At 70.2% G+C, this 19961-nt stretch carries 16 protein-coding genes; 6 read left to right on the forward strand and 10 right to left on the reverse strand.

What is annotated here, in order from left to right; all coding sequences use genetic code 11:
- Positions 1–5: 5 nt before the first annotated feature.
- The gene (locus K3769_RS19135) at positions 6–725 is read right to left on the reverse strand and encodes a hypothetical protein (RefSeq protein WP_267027621.1); all 720 of its coding nucleotides are present in this window, start codon (positions 723–725) and stop codon (positions 6–8) included.
- A complete protein-coding gene (locus K3769_RS19140) occupies positions 726–1238 on the reverse strand; it encodes a sigma-70 family RNA polymerase sigma factor (protein ID WP_267027622.1) in 513 nt (170 codons plus the stop codon).
- Positions 1239–1969: 731 nt separating this feature from the next.
- Between K3769_RS19140 and K3769_RS19145 the strand changes: the two genes are divergently transcribed.
- Entirely contained in the window at positions 1970–3244 is a 1275-nt protein-coding gene (locus tag K3769_RS19145) for a PHB depolymerase family esterase (RefSeq protein WP_267027623.1), read from the forward strand.
- 30 nt (positions 3245–3274) lie between these two features.
- Here the strand turns inward: K3769_RS19145 and K3769_RS19150 are convergent, their stop codons facing one another.
- Positions 3275–4054: an inositol monophosphatase family protein gene (locus K3769_RS19150; RefSeq protein ID WP_267027624.1), complete on the reverse strand. Its 780-nt coding sequence runs from the start codon at positions 4052–4054 to the stop codon at positions 3275–3277.
- A 67-nt stretch (positions 4055–4121) separates the two neighbouring features.
- Between K3769_RS19150 and K3769_RS19155 the strand changes: the two genes are divergently transcribed.
- The 3 genes from K3769_RS19155 to K3769_RS19165 all read left to right on the forward strand — a co-directional run bounded on the left by K3769_RS19155 (position 4122) and on the right by K3769_RS19165 (position 7247).
- Positions 4122–5009 carry a LysR family transcriptional regulator gene (locus tag K3769_RS19155; protein ID WP_267027625.1) on the forward strand — a complete coding sequence of 296 codons (888 nt, stop codon included), beginning with the start codon at positions 4122–4124 and terminating at the stop codon, positions 5007–5009.
- A gap of 537 nt (positions 5010–5546) precedes the next feature.
- A complete protein-coding gene (locus K3769_RS19160; protein WP_267027626.1) occupies positions 5547–6707 on the forward strand; it encodes a hypothetical protein in 1161 nt (386 codons plus the stop codon).
- A 24-nt stretch (positions 6708–6731) separates the two neighbouring features.
- The gene (locus K3769_RS19165) at positions 6732–7247 is read left to right on the forward strand and encodes a GNAT family N-acetyltransferase (RefSeq protein WP_267027627.1); all 516 of its coding nucleotides are present in this window, start codon (positions 6732–6734) and stop codon (positions 7245–7247) included.
- 28 nt (positions 7248–7275) lie between these two features.
- On the opposite strand, the gene K3769_RS19170 is transcribed toward K3769_RS19165, so the two are convergent.
- The 3 genes from K3769_RS19170 to K3769_RS19180 all read right to left on the reverse strand — a co-directional run bounded on the left by K3769_RS19170 (position 7276) and on the right by K3769_RS19180 (position 12214).
- On the reverse strand, positions 7276–8751 hold the full coding sequence (locus K3769_RS19170) for an FG-GAP and VCBS repeat-containing protein (RefSeq protein ID WP_267027628.1): 1476 nt from the start codon (positions 8749–8751) through the stop codon (positions 7276–7278).
- A gap of 202 nt (positions 8752–8953) precedes the next feature.
- Positions 8954–11182: an eCIS core domain-containing protein gene (locus K3769_RS19175; RefSeq protein ID WP_267027629.1), complete on the reverse strand. Its 2229-nt coding sequence runs from the start codon at positions 11180–11182 to the stop codon at positions 8954–8956.
- 99 nt (positions 11183–11281) lie between these two features.
- Entirely contained in the window at positions 11282–12214 is a 933-nt protein-coding gene (locus K3769_RS19180) for an NAD(P)/FAD-dependent oxidoreductase (RefSeq protein ID WP_267027630.1), read from the reverse strand.
- 89 nt (positions 12215–12303) lie between these two features.
- Here K3769_RS19180 and K3769_RS19185 point away from each other — a divergent pair, with 89 nt between their 5' ends.
- Positions 12304–13266 carry an AraC family transcriptional regulator gene (locus tag K3769_RS19185; protein WP_435369365.1) on the forward strand — a complete coding sequence of 321 codons (963 nt, stop codon included), beginning with the start codon at positions 12304–12306 and terminating at the stop codon, positions 13264–13266.
- 36 nt (positions 13267–13302) lie between these two features.
- On the opposite strand, the gene K3769_RS19190 is transcribed toward K3769_RS19185, so the two are convergent.
- Positions 13303–13695, reverse strand: coding sequence for a cupin domain-containing protein (locus K3769_RS19190; RefSeq protein WP_267027631.1), 393 nt, complete (start codon positions 13693–13695; stop codon positions 13303–13305).
- Positions 13696–13765: 70 nt separating this feature from the next.
- On the reverse strand, positions 13766–14971 hold the full coding sequence (locus tag K3769_RS19195; protein WP_267027632.1) for a glycosyltransferase: 1206 nt from the start codon (positions 14969–14971) through the stop codon (positions 13766–13768).
- 305 nt (positions 14972–15276) lie between these two features.
- On the opposite strand from K3769_RS19195, the gene K3769_RS19200 reads away from it, so the two are divergent.
- A complete protein-coding gene (locus K3769_RS19200) occupies positions 15277–15981 on the forward strand; it encodes a glycosyltransferase family protein (RefSeq protein WP_267027633.1) in 705 nt (234 codons plus the stop codon).
- Between the two features lie 73 nt (positions 15982–16054).
- On the opposite strand, the gene K3769_RS19205 is transcribed toward K3769_RS19200, so the two are convergent.
- Both K3769_RS19205 and K3769_RS19210 read right to left on the reverse strand, forming a co-directional pair.
- A complete protein-coding gene (locus K3769_RS19205) occupies positions 16055–18838 on the reverse strand; it encodes a glycosyl hydrolase (RefSeq protein ID WP_267027634.1) in 2784 nt (927 codons plus the stop codon).
- A 172-nt stretch (positions 18839–19010) separates the two neighbouring features.
- A complete protein-coding gene (locus tag K3769_RS19210; RefSeq protein WP_267027635.1) occupies positions 19011–19895 on the reverse strand; it encodes an endonuclease/exonuclease/phosphatase family protein in 885 nt (294 codons plus the stop codon).
- Positions 19896–19961: the final 66 nt, after the last annotated feature.

Below are 19961 nucleotides of genomic sequence, written 5' to 3' on the forward strand. Positions count from 1 at the left end.
CGGGGTCAGCGGGAGCCCGTGCAGTCCTGCAGGCGCCGGGCGAGGCCGGCGTCGGGCCGGCACACCAGGCGGTCGGCGGCGTCGTCCTGAGTCGCCAGACGGCGCACTTCGGCGTTCAGGGCCGGTGTCACGGGGGCCGGGGGCCGGTGGCGCCGGGTGTAGGCGGCGAACCTGCCGACCGTGGTGACGAACGTCGTCTTCACGGCGACGTCATCGTCCAGGTCGACGACGAGGAGCAGCATCTCGCGCCAGTGCTCCGCTTCGGCCGTCTCCCCCCGGGACCTGTGCAGCAACTGAAGGCACAGGGCACTGGCTCCGATGCCGGCGCCGGCCGTGAAGCGCCACCAGAACTGGGCGCTCTCGGGATGGCCCGCCAGATACAGCATGCAGGCGAAGACGTGCGCGCCGTCCAGGTCGATCTCCTCGGTGTCCCGATCACGCGTCAGCAGACGGTAGGCGTCGCTCTCCCCGAGCGTCGCGGCGTACCGCTCGACGTGCGTGGTGGCGCCTGGCTGGTCCAGGCTCCAGCTGACGAACTCCTCAAGGTGGCGCAGGGCGCGGGAGACGGACGGGACGGTGTCCGGTACGGGGCTGTAACCGGCGTCCCGGGCCAGGCGGAGCAGTCCGGCCGCGACATCGAATCCGGGCTGGCGGGCGCGCAGACGTCGGCCTGCCGCGGCCAGCACCTGTTCGGCGTGCGAGACGGATCCCTTCTGGGCGCTCATTCAGTTGCTCCTTCGGATACGGGCGGGCATGGCCTGCTCAAGGCGCTGCTTGGCCTTTCGGCCGTGGTAGTCGACGGTGCTGGCCGACACGCCCAGGTACCAGGCGATGTCGGCGGTGGCACAGCCGCACAGATAGCGCAGGACCATGACGTCGAACTGCCGTGACGGCAGGGTGCACAGGGCACGCGCCACGTCGTTGTCCTCGGTGAGTTCGGCCAGGTTGCCCCGGTAGGTCGTCAGCTTCTCGGAGATGACGGTGCGTCGCAGGATCGCCCAGGTCTGCTGGTGGACGTTGCCGTCGGCCAGCAGGTCGGGCCAGTGCGCGAGGATCTCGAAGTAAGCGCGGTGGACGGCGTCTTCGGCGTCCTGCCGATCGTTGAGTATCGCTCGCGCGAACCGGTGGTAGTCCTCCTGGTTCTTCAGATAGAGCGCCTCGAAATCCAGCGGGAAGGGCAGCACGCCGGTGGCTGTCACCGGACTGCCGCCGGCCCCCGCGCGGGCATCGTCAGTCATGGATCCTCTTCGTTGAGGCAAGATGCGAACGGCTCCGCGCTACGAGATGCGCACCCGCGGCGCCTTCTGACGTCGCCCATGAAACTCGGCTGAACGGCCGAACACGCATGCTTGGCAGGGCGAACATGACAGAGCGATATTTGAACGATGCACAAAGCCGCCGCATACCGGTCAGTAACGCAGAGTGGCCAGCACTTTCCCCGTGAGCGTCAGAGGGTGGTCTACGCCTCTCCCGGCTCAACTGTGTTGCAGTTCACTCGCGGAACCAGCGAATCCACTCGCACGGCTCCACTCGACCGAGTGAATAAATGCAGTGTTCGCACATGAAGCAGCCTGCATTCGATCCGTCACGGCACAAGCCCCCAGCGCCTGTTCGCGAACGACCGGCGTCGACGGAGGCCCGCGCCACACGTCGAACGTCATGCTTCGTACGCCACACGCCATCTCCGCCCTCGTCCCCGTCGCGCCCGATGTGACAGTCCGTGCCGAGGGCGGCCACCCTCCGCCCGGCGGGAACGGGACGGGCGACGCGCTCGCCGTGCGCAGAAAAGCCGAAGCGGCACCTGTCCGCGACGCGGTGGCGCAGGTAACGTGCCGACGGTGCTCGCTCCTGTGCTGCTCATGACACGGCCCGTCCTGATCCGGCACGGGCGAGCCGCCGTCAACTCCTCAGCGGCAGAGCCGCGTTCGGCGACCCGTCCGCGATGAAACCCCCCACTCAAGGAGTCCGCATGGCAACACCGCTCAGCCGTCGCACTCTTCTGGCCGCCTGTACGGGCGCCGCCGCGGGGCTGTCCCTGCCCGGCGTCACCGCGTATGCCGACGACCACCGCGCGACCGCCGGTGTGAGATTCACCCTGAACGCACAGGTGCTGGACGGTGGGGAACAGGTCACCTCCGTCACCCTCCACGCCGCCCGGCTCGGCCCGATCGACCCCGCCAGTCTGACCACCGGCACCTTCACCGTGCACGCCAAGGCCACCAGCCCGATCCCCGTCACCGATGACGTGATCTTCGGCGAATACGACCTCGACCGCACGGTGACCGCGGTCCGGCTCGACCGCCGCGGCGACATCGTGCTCGACCTGAGCCACGCCGAGGGCCAGACCGGCGGCGGCACGCTCGGATACATCGCCGGCAGAGGCCGCAACGTCATGCTGGACCTCGTCTACACCATCACGCAGCGGGCCCCGTTCACCCTCCGGAACCACCGACCGGTCACCATCGAGAGCTTCACGCAGAGCCGTCGGCTGTCGGACCCGGAGGTCGACGCGTTCAGCTCCCATGTCTCCGGCTCGGGGATGAAGTACCGGCTGTACTCCCCCACCGGCGCCCATTCCTCCCGACGGGGCCGACGCCCGCTGATCGTCTGGCTGCACGGTGGGGGCGAGGGCGCCTCGCTGCCCGACTACTACGACAACGAGACGACGCTACGAGCCAACCGCGGCGCCCTGGGCTTCGCCACCCCCGAAGCGCAGCGCATCTTCGACGGCGCCTATGTGGTGGCCCCGCAGAGCACCTCCGCCTGGATGCAGGACGGCCCCCGTTTCGCCCCCCTCATCCGCGAGATCATCGGCGACGTCGTACGCGGCAACCGCGTCGACCACGACCGGATCTATGTCGTCGGCTGCAGCAACGGCGGCTACATGAGCATGAAGATGACCACCGTCTATCCCACTCTGTTCGCCGCCTCCGTGCCGATCTGCGGCGTTGTCGGATCCTTCCCGCCCGGCGGCGCGCCGCTGATCCCCGACAGCGAACTGGTGAAGATCAGCACCCCCAGCTGGCTCGTCGCCTCCCTCGACGACCTCACCGTGGATCCGCGGGCCAACACCGTCCACGCGCACGAACTCATTCCCGGGTCGCTGGTGACGCTCTACGACCATGTCGTGTGGAACGACCACCAGTTCTCCGGTCACTGGTCGTGGATCTACGTGGGCCGCAACGACCCCAGCAGCAACGGAACCCACGTCTGGCAGTGGATGGCCGCCCAGCAACGGCACTGAGAGGGGTGACGCGTTCGACGGTGTCGGTTCTCAGGCGGTCAGGACCTTCAGTGCGGCGGCGTGCACACCCGGCGCGGCGGCGAGGTAGCTCCCGTCGGTCAGGTCCCACGGCTTGCCCTCGAAGTCGGTGACGACGCCTCCGGCCTCCTGGACCAGCAGCACCCCTGCCGCGTGGGACCGGACATTGTCGAACTGCCAGTGCAGATCCATCCGGCCCGCGGCGACGTGGGCGAGCTGCTGGGTCACCGGCACGGACACCCGCACATGCAGGGCGGCGTTCGTCATCGCGGCGAACGAGGACCCCATCCTCTCCGCCAGCTCGGGGTCGTGGCCCGGCTGGGCCTGGCCGGTCCCCGCGAGTACGCCGTCCAGGGAGGCCTTGGCCGAGACCCGCATCCGCACACCGTTGAGGAACGCCCCGCCACCCTCGGTCGCGGTGTACATCTCGTCGAGGACCGGGAAGTGGACCACTGCCAGTACCGGGCGGCCGTCACGAACGAGGCTCACGCCGATGTTCCAGTCGGGCATGCCGTGCACGGCGTTGACGTTGCCGCCGACCGGGTCGATGAGCCACCACTCACCCGTGGCCAGCGGCCCCGAGCCGTGTTCGTCGTTGAGCCAGCCCCCGCTCGGCAGAGCCTCGGTCAACGCGGGGCGCAACACGTCGACGACGGCCGCGTCATTGGCCTGGAGGTTCGCGAGCAGCTCGGGGAGCCCGGACGGACGGGACTCGGTGGAGTAGCGCGTCATCATCCGGGCGCCGGCGGCGCGGACGGCGGCGACGGTGGCGGCAAGCAGTTCCTGGCTCATGCGATGCTCCTGGAGTTGATCGAGATGAATCTATGAGTTGTTCAGACTTACCGTCATGCAATAGGACTTGAATCTGCTGACCGTGCTGGACGCCCTCCTCGAAGAGGGCAGCGTGATGGGCGCGGCCGAGCGGTTGCACCTGTCCTCGCCCGCGGTCAGCCGCACCCTCGGCAGGCTGCGGGCCGTCACCGGGGACGACATCCTGGTTCGCACCGGCCACTCGATGACCCCGACCCCATACGCGATGTCGGTGCGGGAGGACGTGCACCGGCTGGTGAGGCAGGCGCACGAGGTGCTGTCGCCGATCCGTGAGCTGGCCCCGGCCACGATGGACCGCACCTTCACGATCCAGTGCCACGACGCGGTGGCCGCGTCACCGCTCCCGGTACTCGTCGGGAGACTCCGGCAACAGGCGCCGGGGGTGCAGTTGCGGGCGCTGGCGGAGAACTCCGTCGACACCGACGACCTGCGGCACGGGCGCGTCCATCTCGAACTCGGCGGTGGCAGGCCCAGCTTGCCCGAGTTCCGGTCCGAGCCGCTCGGCACCGACCCGTTCGTCGTGGCGATGCGCGCGGACCATCCCTGCGCCACCGGACTCGACCTGAAGGCCTACGCGGCACACCCCCATGTGCTGGTCTCCCGGCGTGGCCGCCTCACCGCGCCGATCGACGAGACGCTCGCCGCGGAAGGTCTGCACCGCCGGGTGGTCGCCGCGGTGGCCACGCTGCCCACCGCCCTGCGGATCGCCGCCCACGGCGACGCGTTGGTCACCTGCACGGCGGTCCTCGGCCGCCCGCTCATCGAAGCGTTCGGCCTCGTCGCCCGGCCGCTGCCGATCGAGTCCCCGGCGGTGACGATCCACTGCAACTGGCACCAGCGCTACGATTCCGACCCCGCCCACGCCTGGCTCCGCGAGCAGGTCAGGGCGTCGATCGACGAGATCACCGCCGACTGACCACGGGCGGCCGACGACGGGGCCACGACGCCGCCGCCCGCCCCCGGCTCGGCACAGGTTCGGGTCCGGGTCCGGGTTCGTCCGGCCGGAGGCCGCGAGGGCGATGAGGTCCATGCCGAGAACGCTAGAGAGCGGCCCACTTAACAGCAAGTGCACGCAAATGAATCAACGATTAACCCAGACGCAATCAGGTGGGGGATCCGGAGGTGCGGACACGGAGGTGCGGAGACGGGGGTGCGGGACAGAGGAACCGCAGGAGTAAGCCCCACTGAACCGCCGCCGACGATCACCGTGGATTTCGTGGACAACTCAATGACTCCTACGAGTGACAAACAGGGGATGCCGAATGCGCCGCGCAAACCGGGTAATTCAGACACCGATGCGCCGACGCCGACCGAAGCAACAAATGGGACTGCCTGCACGGCAAGCCGGAGCCCCGGAGTGGGCGACAGGCGCACGAGGGCGCGGGGCGTCGCGCCGTGGGTGCGGCGGCAGGGGCCATACTGGTAGAGGCATTGATCTCCACAGAACGGTTCCATGGCTAAGAACAGCAGCTCAGCGACGACCGTCCCCGGCACCGTGTGGCTGGCACGTGGGCGTCATCCCGGGGCCGATCCCGAACAGGACGTCCGGCGCAACCTGATCGCCCTCAAGGCGGCCGGGGTCATCGACGACTTCCTGGACCTCGACCCGGTGGAGGCCGGACGTTCCACCGTCCTGTATCCGCGGGAGGCGTCCGCCGCTCCCGGCCCGTCGGCCCGTCGCCTCTTCGAGGCCCACTGGCGCGTGACGGACGGCGTCATGGTGCGCGCCCAGCTGACCACGTACGAGCCCCGGGGCCGCCGCTCGGACGACGAGGCGGTCACCTGGATCCTGGCCGCCGAGGCGGAGCTGCCGTGGGACTTCCGATGGCCCTCGCCGGCCACCATGTTCTGGCCCGACAGCGAGCGCGTCGAATGGGACCACGACCTGCTGCCCGGGGTCCGTCTGCGGACGACGAACCACCTGCCGACCGACGACAGCGAGCTGCGCCGCCGCCTGCGGGACTGCTCCCGCAACACCTGGTACATCCATGTCGTGGTGCATGAGGCCATGACGCCCGACGCGAGCGGGCAGCGGCCGGTCTCCGCGTTCCTGCCGCCGAGCCTGCGCCACCGTGTCGTGGAACACCGCGCCACGCCGGCACAGGCGGAGACCGCCGACTTCGCGATGAAGCGGGAACTTGGCGTACGGATGCCGCGCGGCGGCGCCGTCGTCCTGCCCGCCCAGCCGCGCGGCCGGGACCACGACGCGGAGCACTTCAGCGTGCACACCGTCTTCCTCGACGGCTCCGAACCCACCGAACTCCTCGCCCTCATCACGGAGTTCGCCCACCTGCCGCGCCCGCTGCCCGACGGCGCCGAGCAGGCCCTCACCCAACTGCGCCAGGGCTGGCACCTGCTGACCCCGGACGAGGAACTGGCCCACGCCCAGAGCATGGCCGTCAAATACGCCGAAGCCCTCGACGCCATGACGAAGTCCTGCGACCTCTACCGGGAAGCGGCCGACGCCGCCCGGGCGGCGCTGGCCGAGTTCACCAGCGCCGCCGGTACGCCCCGGCTGTCGGCGCCGGAGACGCCCAAGGCGATCAGCTCACCGCTCAACGCCCTCAAGAAGGGGCTCGACCGCTTCCGGGACCCGAACAGACAGGACGTATGAGAACCGTCTCGATACAGTCGGGCAGTGCCTGAACTGGAGCTGCTGCACACCGATTACGCCGCGGCGGTCCTGGCCTTCGAGCTGGCCAACTGCGCCTACTTCGCGGCCTCGGTCTCCGACCGCGGCGACGCCTTCTTCGACGAGTTCCCCGACGTGTTCAGCGCCTCGCTGGCCGACCAGGACGCCGGAGTCTGCGCCTTCTACGTGCTCCTCGCCGAGGACGGTTCGGTACTCGGCAGGTTCAACCTGTACGACCTGGAGGACGGCACCGCGAGACTCGGCTATCGCGTCGCGCAGCACGCCTCCGGCCGTGGCGTGGCGACCGCGACGGTGCGGGAGTTGTGCCGGCTGGCGGCGGCCCGGCACGGACTGCACACCCTGCGGGCGGCCACCGCACAGGAGAATGCCGCGTCCCGGGCGGTGTTGACCCACGCCGGCTTCGTCCCCGTCGGACCGGCCGACCCGGCCCACCTCGGTGGCAGGCCGGGCACCTGGTACCAGCACGACCTGCGTCCGCGGCGGAGCCCCGCCGACAGGTAGGGGAACAGCTGTCCCGGCGCGACGGCGGTCAGGGGATATGCACGCCCGGGCCGTTGTCGCCGCTGAGGTTGTAGCCGTACTCTGCCCGTGCCGACGGCCCCCCGAAGTCCACGGGGTTGTGCGCGGACGACTTCGAGGCCGTCAGGCCGGATGCCGTGCCGCGCAGCAGCCACACCGCGCCGCCGTTACTGACCGAACCGAGATCCTCCCCGGGCGCGCCCGCCGTCAGATCGGCCTTCCCGTCCCCCGTCACATCGAGCAGCCGCACCGAGCCGCCGAACACGTCGTTCTTCTCCGCGACCCCCGGCACGCCCGCGGTGTCCTGGTGGAACGCCTGCGCGCCCGCGCCGGTGACGCCGCCCCTGCCGCCCTTGAGGAGCACCACGGAACCGGCCCTGGCCACCGAACCGATCGCTTCACCAGGGACACCCACGGCCAGGTCGGGATACCCGTCGCCGTTCACGTCGCCCGCGCTCAGACGCGCACCGAAGGCGTCGTTCTTCTCACTCGTGCCGGGCACGCCCGCGGTCTGCTGGGTGATGGTCACCGTACGGGTCTGGCTGGGTCCCGCGGCCGAGCCGTAATAGATCTTGACGGTACCGGGGTCGTCGACCATCTCGGTGTCGCCGCCCGGGAACTCGCGGGTGGCGAGGTCGGCGTAACCGTCCTGGTCGAAGTCGGCGACGGCGGTGGCGGACGCGGAGGACAACCGCTGCGGGACGGTGGACAGGCCGTCCTTCGTGCCGAGCCACAGCTTGCCGCCCTCGGCGTGGTTCTCGTAGACATAGAAGGTCGCGAGGTCCTCGATGCCGTCGCCGTCGAAGTCGCCGGCCGCGGTGGAGGAGATCGTGTTGTCGGTGCTGAACACCAGCATCCGCTGTTCACGGGCGGGTGCCCCGGTGCGCTCGAACGGGCCGTAGAGCACGTCGCGGTAGTCGTACTCGTCGCCGTTGCCCATGAACAGGTCCGTGTGACCGTCCCCGTCGAAGTCGCCCGCCGTGATGTCGCCGCCGACGTCCGCGTTCTCCGGTGCCCCGGGGACGCGGACGGAATCCTGGCCGGAGATGCCCGTCTTCCGGCCCCACAGGACGATCACCGATCCGCTGATGTTGCCCTCCGGCTGGTACTCGCGGGTCGTCACGGCCAGGTCGGTCAGGCCGTCGCCGTCCAGGTCGCGGGGGATCAGCTCGTAACCGAAGACGCCGTTGTCGCGGGAGGCGCCGGGCACGCCCGGGGTGTCCTGGGTGATGACGGTGGGGTGGGCCGTGTCGAGGCCGGCCGCCGAGCCGTAGGTGATCGTGAGGTAGCCGGCCCAGGCGTGACCGCCCACCGTTGCGGCGGTGGCGGCGACCGCGACGTCCTGGTAGCCGTCGCCGTTGAAGTCCTCGCGCACGGTGGTGGCACGCCCCGCGGCGGACGCGGTGCCCGCGACGAGCTGCACGCTGAAGGTGCCGATCAGAGCGGCGACCACGGCGGTCGGTACGGCCAGTCGACGGATGCCCACGAGTCCTCCTGACGGTCCGCGGCCTCCTGGGCCGCGCACGGCTGACATTCGCCTGTCAGACACGCGGGAACGGCCGATGGTTGTGTGCCGAACACCACGTGAACAGAGGGATCGGGGCCGTTCGTGCGGCGGGGTCTCTGCGCCGGCCGCCGCACGAGCAGCCGTCCGCCGGCCAGGAAGCGGACGGCCAGGAGGCGGACGGTCAGGAGGCGGAATCGCTCCGCTTGCCGATCAGGTCCCGGTACAGGGCCGCGCGTTCCTCATGCGTCTTGGCCGCGTCCAGACCGGCCTTCCAGTCCTTCTCCAGGTCCTTCAGCTTCTGCACCCAGTCGCCGAACTCCCGCAGGTCGACGTGGCGTTGGCTCGATTCGAGAGGAGCCTTGCCGCCGATCTTGTCGTCCTTGTGGCCGCCCAGCTGACTCACGGGGTTGCTGTTCTTCTCACTGCTCGTCAGACCGTGCTCGTAGCCGTCGGGGGTCCGGCCTCCCGGCCCGGCGGTCTCGATACCGACCTGCAGGGCCCCGTCCCGCTTGGCGCTCGGGGGCTTGTAGCCCATGAACGCGTGTCCGTACGACTCGTTCGGAAGAATGGTGTCGCCGTGGAAGTCCTTGTTGCCCATGCCCCTGAGGGCCAGCGGCAGACCGTAGAGGTGGCTGTGCGGATCCAGCCAGTTCTGCAGGGTGGCCCCGATCTCACCCTTCTCCACGAACCTGCCCCGCGTGCCGTCCTTCTGGTTGTCGCCGATGTCCATGTGATGCGTACCGAACCCGCGCCGGTACACCGGCTTCTCGGGCGTCGACCTGGGCTCCCAGAACTTCCGGTCCTCCTTGGTGATGTGGAGCCACTGCGGCAGCTCGTAACCGTGCTGGCCGTCGGCAAGTTGCGGAATGCGGATGTTGACGCGTCCGCCGTAGGCCAGGGCGTGGGCGACGTCGTCCTTGAAGTCCTCGTGGACGCCGGCCTCAGGGTTGAAGACCTTCAGCCCCTCCTTCAGGATCAGGAAGATCTTGGTCAGCAGCTCGGTGCCGCGCGCGACCCGCTCCCGGTGCTTGGCGGCGTCCGGCACCTTGTCGCTGATCCCGGGAGGGAGCATGGTGTCGACGAAGGTCTGGAAGATCTGCTCGTTCCGCTCCCCCGCGAGCCGGTCCTTCTCCGGCCCCGGGGTGTCTTCGGCGTGCATCGCCATGTGCCGGCCGAGCTGGTAGTCCGATCGGCTGGGTTCCACCGGCGGCCTGCCCGCACTGTGGTTCTCGGTCTCCTGCTCCCAGCGCAGGGTGGCCACGAACAGGCGCTTGCCCTCCGGCTGCTCCAGCCAGTCGTGGAACTTGCCCGCCTTGAGGTAGGTCTCGGCCTCGGTATGGGTGCACAGGCCCACGGTCTTCAGCCACTTGGGGTCCTCGGACTCCACTGCCTTGATCGTCCGCAGCTCTTCGTCCGTGAACCTCGGGCCGCTTCGCACCCGCTTGTGGATGACGGCCCGTACTTCCTTGTTCCTGATCTCCTGATTGCCGCCGACGAGCAGCCGCGCGAGACGGACGACGGCCGGCAGCGTGGCCACGGTGGGCGGCTCCGCCACGGTCGAGGGTTCCGCCACGGTCGGCGGCTCGGCCGTGGGTACGGGGCCGGGGCGGTCCGCCCGCTGGACGGGGACGGATCCGTCCGCGCTGCGCTGCACCGCCCCGCGGGGTAAGGCGGGTAACGACGCCCCCGGGAGGGAGAGGTCGGGCGCCGAACCCCGGGCCAGCTTGCGCCCGTTGGCGCCGGCACTCCGCTCGAACGAGTCGTCCGGTCGGGAGACCTTCTCGCCCTTGCCGTTGTCGGTGCCGGGAACGGGCCCCAGCGCCTGCTGACGCACGTGGTCGACCTCTTCGTACATGACTTCGTCGCTGACGCGGCTCCCACCGAGCACGATGTGGGAGCCGGTCGTGTAGGCGAGAGCGCCGAGGTCCTCCGCCGAACGCTGGGCGAGGGGACCGTTGTGCACGCGTACGTGACCGAAGGGCATGTTGTAGGCCTGCTCGGCCCGCTGCAGGACGCGGGGCTCCAGGGGGCGGCCGGGGGAACCGACGGCGTCGCGGACCGATGGCCGCCGCTGGACCGGCGCGGTCCCCTCGGCCTCGTGCCCCGCGGTCCCACCCCTGGTCCCGCTCTGCGGGCCGTCGGTGTCCTTCTCTTCGGGCACGCTCTGCCGCCCGTCGGCTGTCTTCTCCTCGGGCACGCTCCGCTGCCCATCGGCGTTCTTCCCTTCTGGCACGTTCTGCTGCCCTTCGGGGCGCTGCTCGTTCCGTGCCCGCTGGATCGCGCGCGTCACCGCGGCGTTTCCGGCGGCCTGCTGGAGAGCGATCAGCGGGTGCAGGGCCGTGGGCGGCCGGGAGGCGGGACGTTTGCCCGCACTGTCCGCTCCCTTGTCGTTCTCCCTTTGGATACGCATATTTTCCCCTTTGTTGGCTGTTGCTTCTTCCCTCCTATCCGGCAGGCGTCGAAGTCGGGATGTCCACGGGGGCAGAACCGGGGGCAGCCCGGTACCCGTTCAGTACCCCGCGGCGAGTTGCACGGCCGCCGCGGCGCCCGCCAGATAACCGGAGGCCACGGCCGCCGCCATGGACGGCGGTACCGAGGTGGCGGCATCACCGGCCGCGTACAGCCCGGGGACGCCGGTCCGGCCCATCGCGTCGACCTTGATCGCTTCGACACTGAGCATCTCGTCCGGTTCGCACAGTGACGCTCCGAGATCCCGCGCCAGTGAGGAGCGCTGATAGAGGGTCGACTTGACCAGCAGAGCCCCGAGGGCGAGTTCGGCGCCATCGGCGAAGACCGCCGCCCGCAGCTCGGTCCCCGGCCCGTCGAGGGCACTGACCGGCCGTTCGTCCCAGCCCACTCGGCCGGCGGTCAGCTGCTCGCGCTGCCCGTCGGTCAGCTCGACCCCGTTGGTCAGCAACGTGATCCGATCGCTCCAGGCCCGGAGGTTCAGCGCTCCGTGCACACCGACCGCGCCCGTCGCGAGAACACCCAGCGGGCGGTCACCGACCTCCCAGCCGTGACAGAACGGGCAGTGGAAGACCGCGTCCCCCCATCGTTCGGACAAGCCGGGCACCTGGGGGTGTCGGTAGTCCGTTCCCGGTGCCAGGACCAGGCTCCGCGCCCGCTCGCGACGGCCGTCACCGAGGGTGAGGACGAAGGTTCCGTCGTCCTCCCGCGCACCGTGGGTGACCTCGCCACTGTGCAGCTCGACGGACGGATAGGCCAGCAGTTCGGCGCGGCCCGCGGCGTAGTACCGGGCAGGAGGCCGCCCATCGTGTCCGAGCAGTCCCGCGACACCCCCCGCGACCAGGTTGCTCTGCCGGCCGGCGTCGATGACCATGGTGCCGCGCCGGGCCCGGCCGAGCGTAAGTGCGGCACTCAGTCCGGCAGCCCCCGCGCCGACCACGACGCAGTCCTTCGTTCCGCTGTGATTCTCGTTCATGCCACTCACTGAACCAGCGGCTGACGTGCTCGGACATACGCGGCCGTCGCCACCGCATACGCGTTTGGACGGCCGATACAATTGGATGGGTGGACATGATCAGCCAGGCCGTCTCCGGTCTTCGCGTCGGACGTGAGACCGTCCGACGCTTCCGTCAGTCGGGTCCGTGGGGCATGCGGTACGCCGGCTTGAGCGGGAGCGGTTTCCACGTGGTCCTGCGGGGCTCCGGCTGGCTCGTCTCAGCCGACGCGCCGCCCGTCGCCCTGCACCCCGGCGATGTCGTCCTGGTCACCTCCGGAGCGGACCACGGGCTAAGCCACGCTCCGTGTCTGCTCGACGGGCTGCCGCAGGTGACCCTGGGCCTCGACCGCCCGCCCGCCGGCCCGGCCGACTTCGAGTTCCTCTGCGGCGCCTACCGTCTGGACCACGGCCAGGTGCACCCGTACCTCACGGTCATGCCGGACCTGCTCGTGGTGTCTCCCGACCATGGCCGGTTCCCGGCACTGCGGTCGGTCATCGACCTGCTCGACGACGACACGGCACAAGCACAGGCGCACGCCCAGTCACAGTCACACGCGCAGGCGCAGGCACAGGCGCAGCAGGGTACGAGGGTGACGCGGTCGGCGCTGCTCGACCTCATGCTCGTTCACGTGCTGCGTCAGTGGATGGAGGACGAAGGCTCGCAGGGCCGGCCCGTGCTGTCCGACCCGGCGATCACCTCCGCGCTGCGCACGATCCACAACGAGCCGCAGACGCAGTGGACGGTTGCGCGGCTCAGTGAGACCGTGTGCATGTCGCGGGTGGCGTTCACGCGGCGCTTCACGTCAGTGGTCGGCAAGCCGCCCATGACGTATCTGCGGCAGTGGCGGCTCAGTTGCGCCGCCCGGCTGCTCAGGGAGACGGACGCGTCGCTGGCCGCGATTGCCCGGCAGGTCGGCTACTCGACGGAGTTCGCCTTCGCCGGCGCGTTCCGGCGCGAGTACGGAGTCCCGCCGGGGCGGTTCCGGCAGGCCCAGGCGCACCCCCATGAGTCGGCGCCGGCCGGTCGTTGAGGGCGGACCCACCGGGACGGTCGGGCAGGCGCGTGCTCAGCTCTCCGAGCCTGTCCGCTCGTCGTCGTGCGCCACGGCGTATCCGGGCACGGAGGGCCACCGCACGGTCAGTACCACGGACTCGTCCTCCGCGACCCAGGAGTGGTCGACTCCCCGGCCCCACACGACATAGTCGCCCTGTTCCTCCAGGAGCACGCTTCGACCGGGGAACTCCATACGGAAGCGGCCCGTGATGAGCACCAGGAGAGCTGTCCGCACCTCGCCCTTCACCCACTGCGCCCGCCCCTCGCCCCGTGGGTGGACGCCCCATTTGACCTCCAGGGCATCGCTGTGGCGCGGATCGCCGTGCTCCTTGAAGTGTCCGAGCAGCCAACCCCGGTCCAGGGCCGCGTCCTTGCCGGCGTTGCCCACGTACACGCTCTCTTCCATGCGCCCGAACGCTAGCAGCCGGCGGCCGGCCGGCACGTGGTGCGGCGGCCCGAGGCCTGGTCGGTCCCGCTCAGCCGATGGCTTCGACCAGCAGTCTCGCGGCGACCTCCGCTCCGTCGGAGCGGATCCCGGCGCCCAGGGCCTTGGCCCGCGCCCGGGTTCCGGGGGCCAGAGCCGTCTTGAACGCGAGGGTGAGTGAGTCGTCGGTGAGGGTCGGACCGTCGAGGGCCGCGCCGATGTCCAGGGCCGCCACCCGGCTCGCCCAGTACGGGTTGTCGGCCACTTGGAGCGGTACCACCACCTGCGGCACACCCGCCCGGGCCGCCGTCAGCGTCGTACCCGCGCCGCCGTGGTGCACCACCGCGGCCACCCTGGGGAACAGGCTCTGGTGGCTGACCTCGCCGATGGTGAGGCAGTCGTCCTGCTCGTCGGCCATGTCCAGGTCGGCCCAGCCCCGGGAGACGAGTACGCGGTGGCCTTGTGCACGGACTTCGTCGACGGCCCTGCGGGCGATGTCCGGCGCCGGGCGCAGGCTGCCGAAGCCCACGTAGACGGGCGGCGCGCCGGCGTCCAGGAACGCCGACAGTCCGGCGGGGAGCGGGCGTTCGTCGGGCAGGCCCCAGGCGCCCGTCTGCACCACGTCGAGGCCAGGGGTCCGCGGCCACCGTCCCAGGACGGGGTCGGCCGCCAGCCACGGCTGCTCGGAGTACACGTGGTCGCGGACGTTGTCCACCGGGGGCAGCCCGAGCGAGGCCCGGTGGCCGTTGAGTGTCTCGGCGTACTGCGCGTTCACGAGCTGGGCGTCCACCTCCCACCGGGTGCGGTTGTCGTCGGTCTCCGGCTCCGGCCAGCCTGGCCTCGGCGGCGGCGCATGGTGCGGCGACGGCAGGTTGACCGCCGCGTAGCTCGTGTACACGTAGCGGATGCCCGCGGCCTCGGCCACGGACCGGGCGGCGATCTGCGCCAGGCCTGCCACCACCAGCGCGTCGCAGCCCTCGACCGCTGCGGGCAGGACGTCGAACTGCGCGTCGACCAACTCGTTCCGAGACCGGAACAGTTTCGCCGCCGAGGGCAGGGACGTGCCGCTCATCATCGACCGCACGGGCGGCCCGACCGGAAACAGTCGCACGTCGACGCCCGCCAGCCGCCGCGCGAACTCCTCGTCCGGCGGGGCGCACATCCGTACCTCCGCACCGAGCGCCTGTAACCGGACCGCGAGGGCCACCAGCGGTTCGACATCGCCGCGCGTCCCGTATGTGGACAACAACACCCGCATCGTGCGCTCTCCTTCGTCACGGCTCGCCATACGTTCCGGCCCATGCCTGCCCAACCGCGGTCGAGGCCACACGGGTTCGGGCGGCAGCGGTCACCGACGGTGCCTCGTTTCCCGGCGACCGCACGGCTTCCCGTACAGCGTGGGCGGTTCACTCGCTCCACGCCCTCTCGCGCGGAACCGGCCCGATGGCTACGGTGATCGCCGACGTGCTTTCGGGCCGACGGTGCCCCGTCGGCCCCCCGGCCGCCCGTACCCGCCGACGCGTGCAAGGTTCCCTGTCGTCCACACAACCTGAGAGCGGCTCCATGCAAAGACCGTCCGCGCCCGTACCCGATGTCTCGATCATCTTGCCCTGCGCCGGATTCGGCACCCGCTTCAAGGCGCCCTACTCCAAGGAGCTGCACTGTCTGGCTCCCGGGGTCACCGTGCTGGACCGCAGCCTGGAGGCGGTCGTCGAACTGGCCAAGAGCGGACTCCATGTGCGCCTGGTCGTCGTGTTCGGGACGCACAAGCTGGACACGGTGAGCTATCTGACGCGTTACGCCGACACCCTCCAACTGGTCTTCGTCCACCAGGACCAGTCGTTCGAACCGGACCTCGACGGCGCGATCCGGTCCGCCCTGCCCATGACGCGGGGGCCGGTGGCCCTCGTACTGCCTGACATCGTTGTCTCCGGTCCGGGCAGCGCCGGCAGTCTCTTCGCCGCACTCCGGCACGTGGACGGGGCGGGCTGGAGCGTGGTGGCCGCCGAGGAGCGGGATCCCGGCACGCTGGGGCAGATGGGCGCGCTGGCCCTGGTCGAGGGGGACGGCGTCGTGACGGTCGAGGCGGCCACCGACAAGCCGGCGGATCCCGCGGCCTTCAACGCGTTCTGGGGCATGGTGGCGGTCACCGAGGAGGAGGCGCACCGCTTGCCCGACGTCGTCCGGAAGGGGGTGGACAGTCCACTGGTCGGTGCGGTCGCCGTCCTGGTGGAGGGGATCGTCAACTACAACACCGTCGAGGGCTGAGAGCCTGTGTCATATCCCGCCGAAGCGGCGGGCAAGGGCCGGCGCCGTTGCCCGCCGCGGGCGGTCCTGCGGTTCAGCTGTAGGGGATGACCAGCACCGACTTGTCCGTGCCCGTCTGCAGTTTGGACGCGCCGTTGCCGATGGCGTTCCACACTTCGAGGCGTACGGTGCCGCCGTCGAGATCGCCCGCCGTGCCCGTGGCCGCCTTGAGGCCGCGGGCCTGCGTGTACTCCTCCCAGCCGCTCACCGGGTCGGTCGCGAAGTAGTTGTACGTCTCGGTGCGATCGAAGGTGCCGTCGCCGGTCAAGTCGTAGCTGACCCGGGCCTGTTGGCCCAGTCCGACGGCGCTGCCCGCGTCCACCTGGAGCCGGAACGCGCTCTGGGCGCCGGGGGTGAGTGTGCCGTCGACGCCCCGGACCTCGTAGACGAGGGGCTGGTACGGGGTGCCGTCGTGGTTGGTGCCACCGGCGGAGGCGATGGTGTCGCTGCCCGCCGTGCCCCCGGTCGCCGTGGTCAGCGTGCCGCCGGTACGCAACTGGAAGGTGTTGCCGGTCCCGGTCGGCGGGTCCGGGTCGGGGTCGGGGTCGCCCGAACCGGTCCCGGTGCCGGTCGCGGTGGACCGGGCCGGTACGGCGAGGGTCTTGCCGTCGGAGAAGGTGACGGTACGGGCCGTCGATCCGTAGTTGTGGGCGGCGTACGTCCGGGTCGTGCCCTTGGTGAAGACGGCTGAGGTGGGGATGTCACCGGTCACGGTGGCGTCCGGGGCGCCGACGCTGTCGAGGGTGTTGATCCAGTGGTAGGTGTGCGCCTTCGACTCCCCCTGCTCCGGGGTGTAGTCGGCGTTGCCCGCGTCCCACTTCGCCTTGGCGGTGCCCGGGTCGGCGAGGGACTGGAATTCCCAGAGGATGTCCCGCCATTCGACGGCCGAGCCGCCGTTCTCCCGTTCCATCTCGGCGATGTTGCGCCGGACGGCGGCCTTCTCGCCGCCGAGGTGGAGCGAACCGCCGGTCACGGGAAGGACGTTGATGCCGTGGATCTCCTCGGGGTTGGCGGTCCACCAGGTCGCGTAGGCGGCGCCGCTGCCCCAGACCATGCCCGCTGTGTCCTTGCTGAACGAAGACGGGAAGACCTGCTCGTCGGCGTCGAACCAGTACTGGGCGATCGACTCCGACTCGGTGGTGAGCAGGTAGGTGCCGAGGTCGCGCAGCGAGGTGTCACCGGTGGCGGAGCCCCACAGGACGAGGGCGGCGCTGAGGTTGGTGGACTCGGAGGACGACTCCTGGTTGTTGCCGGCGGCGAAGCCCTGGTGTCCTGAGGCCCAGCTGTGGCCCGCGTAGACGTCGAAGCCGCGCAGGAAGGGGTAGGCGGTGTCGGTGCGGCTGGGGTTGGCGGTGTCCCGTACGAGGGCCTTGACCATGCCGCCCCAGGCGGAGTCGGCGGCCCATCCCTGGTCGTACTGGGCGACGATCGCCGCCGCGTAGACGTAGTAGCTGTAGTGGAAGTGGTGGTCGTTCAGCTCGGTGTCGCTGCCGTAGGAGGCGGGGTAGCCGGTGAGCGTCTTCCAGTCCTTGTCGTAGCTGAACTCGTTCGCGCCGCCTGCCGTGAACCAGTCCTGCAGTTTGCCCTTCATCAGCCCGAGGAGCTTGTCGCGGGTGCCGGTCTCGCCGATCTGGTCGGCCAGCGGGACGAGTTGGGCGAGGCGCCCGAGGGCCTTGCCCGTCCAGTAGGTGTCGGAGGCTCCGGAGAACGGGTCGGAGGCGTTCACGACCTCGTTCAGATAACCGCGCAGCCTGGCGGTGTCCACACCGCTGGACTTGGGCAGTCCGGGCAGCACCGCGGACGACTTCTGGCTCGTGCTGAAGGAGGCCGACTCCCGGACCTTCATCGTGCCGCGCGGCGAGACATAGGTGTACGAGGTCAGGGCGTCCGTGGTGTTCAGCCACTGGTGGCGGTAGAGGGCCTGGAGCGTGCCGCGCTCGGTGCCCTCCTTCGCCTCGGTGGTGAGCGTGTAGGTGGCTCTGACGGTGCCGCCGGCGTAGCTCCAGGTCGCCTTGGAGTCGGTGACGAAGCTGAAGGCGTACTTCTTGAAGGTCGCCAGCGCGTCGGTGGACGGCAGCACGGCGACGGAGAAGTAGTCCTTGGCGCCGAGACCCGCGGTGACGGTGGAGCCGGCGATGTTCCAGTCGCTGCCGGTCGGCGCGAAGAGGGCGTAGTGGTGTCCGGCGACGGTGATGCCGAGGACGTTGCCCTGGTCGGAGAAGACGGTGGGTGTGGCGGCGGTGGTGATCTGGGCGTTGCCGCCCGTGCCCTTGGCGTATACGAACGGGGAGCCGTGGCCGATGGTGGTGCGCAGGGTGCGGGTGCCGTCGGACCACTGCGGGGTGACCGTCCAGTCGGACCAGTCGTCGGCCTTGGTGTCGGGCGAGTTGAGGCCGGTGAGCCCGATGGTGAGGTCGCGCTTGTGGGCGTACTCGTACTGGCGGCCGTCGCCGACGATCGCGGGGGTCGTCGGGTAGCCGACGTCAAGACCGCCGGACGCGGCCTGGTAGGTGAGGGGGTGGCCGTACATGGGGGTCGAGTACGGGTTGTCGCCGTAGCGCTGGAAGGCCAGGGAGGACCACCAGTCGTTGGTGGGGACGGGTCTGTCCTTGGCGGCGGCGGTCAGTTTGGGGGTGACCGGGGCGCCGGTGTTGGTCGTGGGGCCCGACGTACCGGCGGGCCGGGTGTCGGAGTAACTGCCGGAGCCTACGGGCACGGTGGCGGCTGCCGCGGGCGCGGCGGCCGGGCCCAGGCCCACGGCGACAAGGGCTGAGGCCAGGAGCAACCCGGCTGCCGGCCTGATGCGGGGGGATGGCATGCGGCACCTCAAGTCTCACGGGACGGGTGCCTGAGAGCGCTCTCAGGTGGGCGCAACGTAAAGCCTTCGTAATGGACGTGTCAATAGATTGAACACAACACGGGGGTCATGGCAAGGGCCGGCCCGTTCTGCGTTCGCGTCTTGACGGGGTGACGCCCGCACGGAGACGGCCTCAACCGTCCCCCCGCGCCGTTCCGAGGTCCAGGTCGCCGTACAGCATGTGGTGGTCCGAGTACCGGGTCGGATGAACGCGGTGATCGAGCGGGCGGATCCCCCGCAGGAAGATGTAGTCGAACTTGCTCTGCCAGTCCGTGGTCGGCTTACAGTCGCCGGAGTACGAGGAGGGCAGGCACGCGGGGTCGACGTCCGTGGCCAGTTTCCAGATCGGGGCCAGCTCGGGGGCGTTGGACACCGCGTTGAAGTCGCCGATGACGATCGCGCGGTCGTAGCGCGCCACCTCCGCGGCGAGCACGCGGGTCTGGTCCGCCCGGACGGCCTCCTGACGCCGTTGCGCGAGGTGGGTGTTGAAGAGACGGACGGACCGGTCGCCCACGGTCGTGGTGACCGCCATGTACCCGCGGTCCTCGGATCCGCCGTTCGGATACTCCTTGTGAACGACGTCGGTCATGGGCGCCGCCGAGAGAATCGCCTGACCGAAGGCTCCGGGGCTCCACGGCAGTCCCCCGCAACGGCCCCAGTTCTGCAGGACCGACCCGTAGGCGACGTGGTAGACCAGCCCGTGCCGCCTCTCCAGATAGTCCCGGGTCCGCTCGACGTCGCGCACGCACGCTTCCTGCATGCCGATGACCTGGGGGGCGTACCTGGCGATCTCCGCCGCGCGGTCCGCGCTGCTCTCGTCGCAGGGATTGCAGATGTTCCAGGTCATGACGCGGTTCGGCACGACGTCCGCGGTGCCCTCGTCCTCCAGCGACTTGGCGAAGGGGCCGTCGATCGGTCCGCTGCGGCCGAGGAGGACCAGGCAGGCCAGGATCAGGACGCCCACGAGCAGACGCATGCGCCTCGTGAACACGATCGCCTCCTCCGGGTGAACGCCCATGAACGTGTGCGTCCAGGAACGTGCACGGCCACGACATCCGACGTCTTCAAGAAGAGGGTATTCGAC

The sequence above is a fragment of the Streptomyces ortus genome (assembly GCF_026341275.1).
GTDB lineage: Bacteria > Actinomycetota > Actinomycetes > Streptomycetales > Streptomycetaceae > Streptomyces > Streptomyces ortus.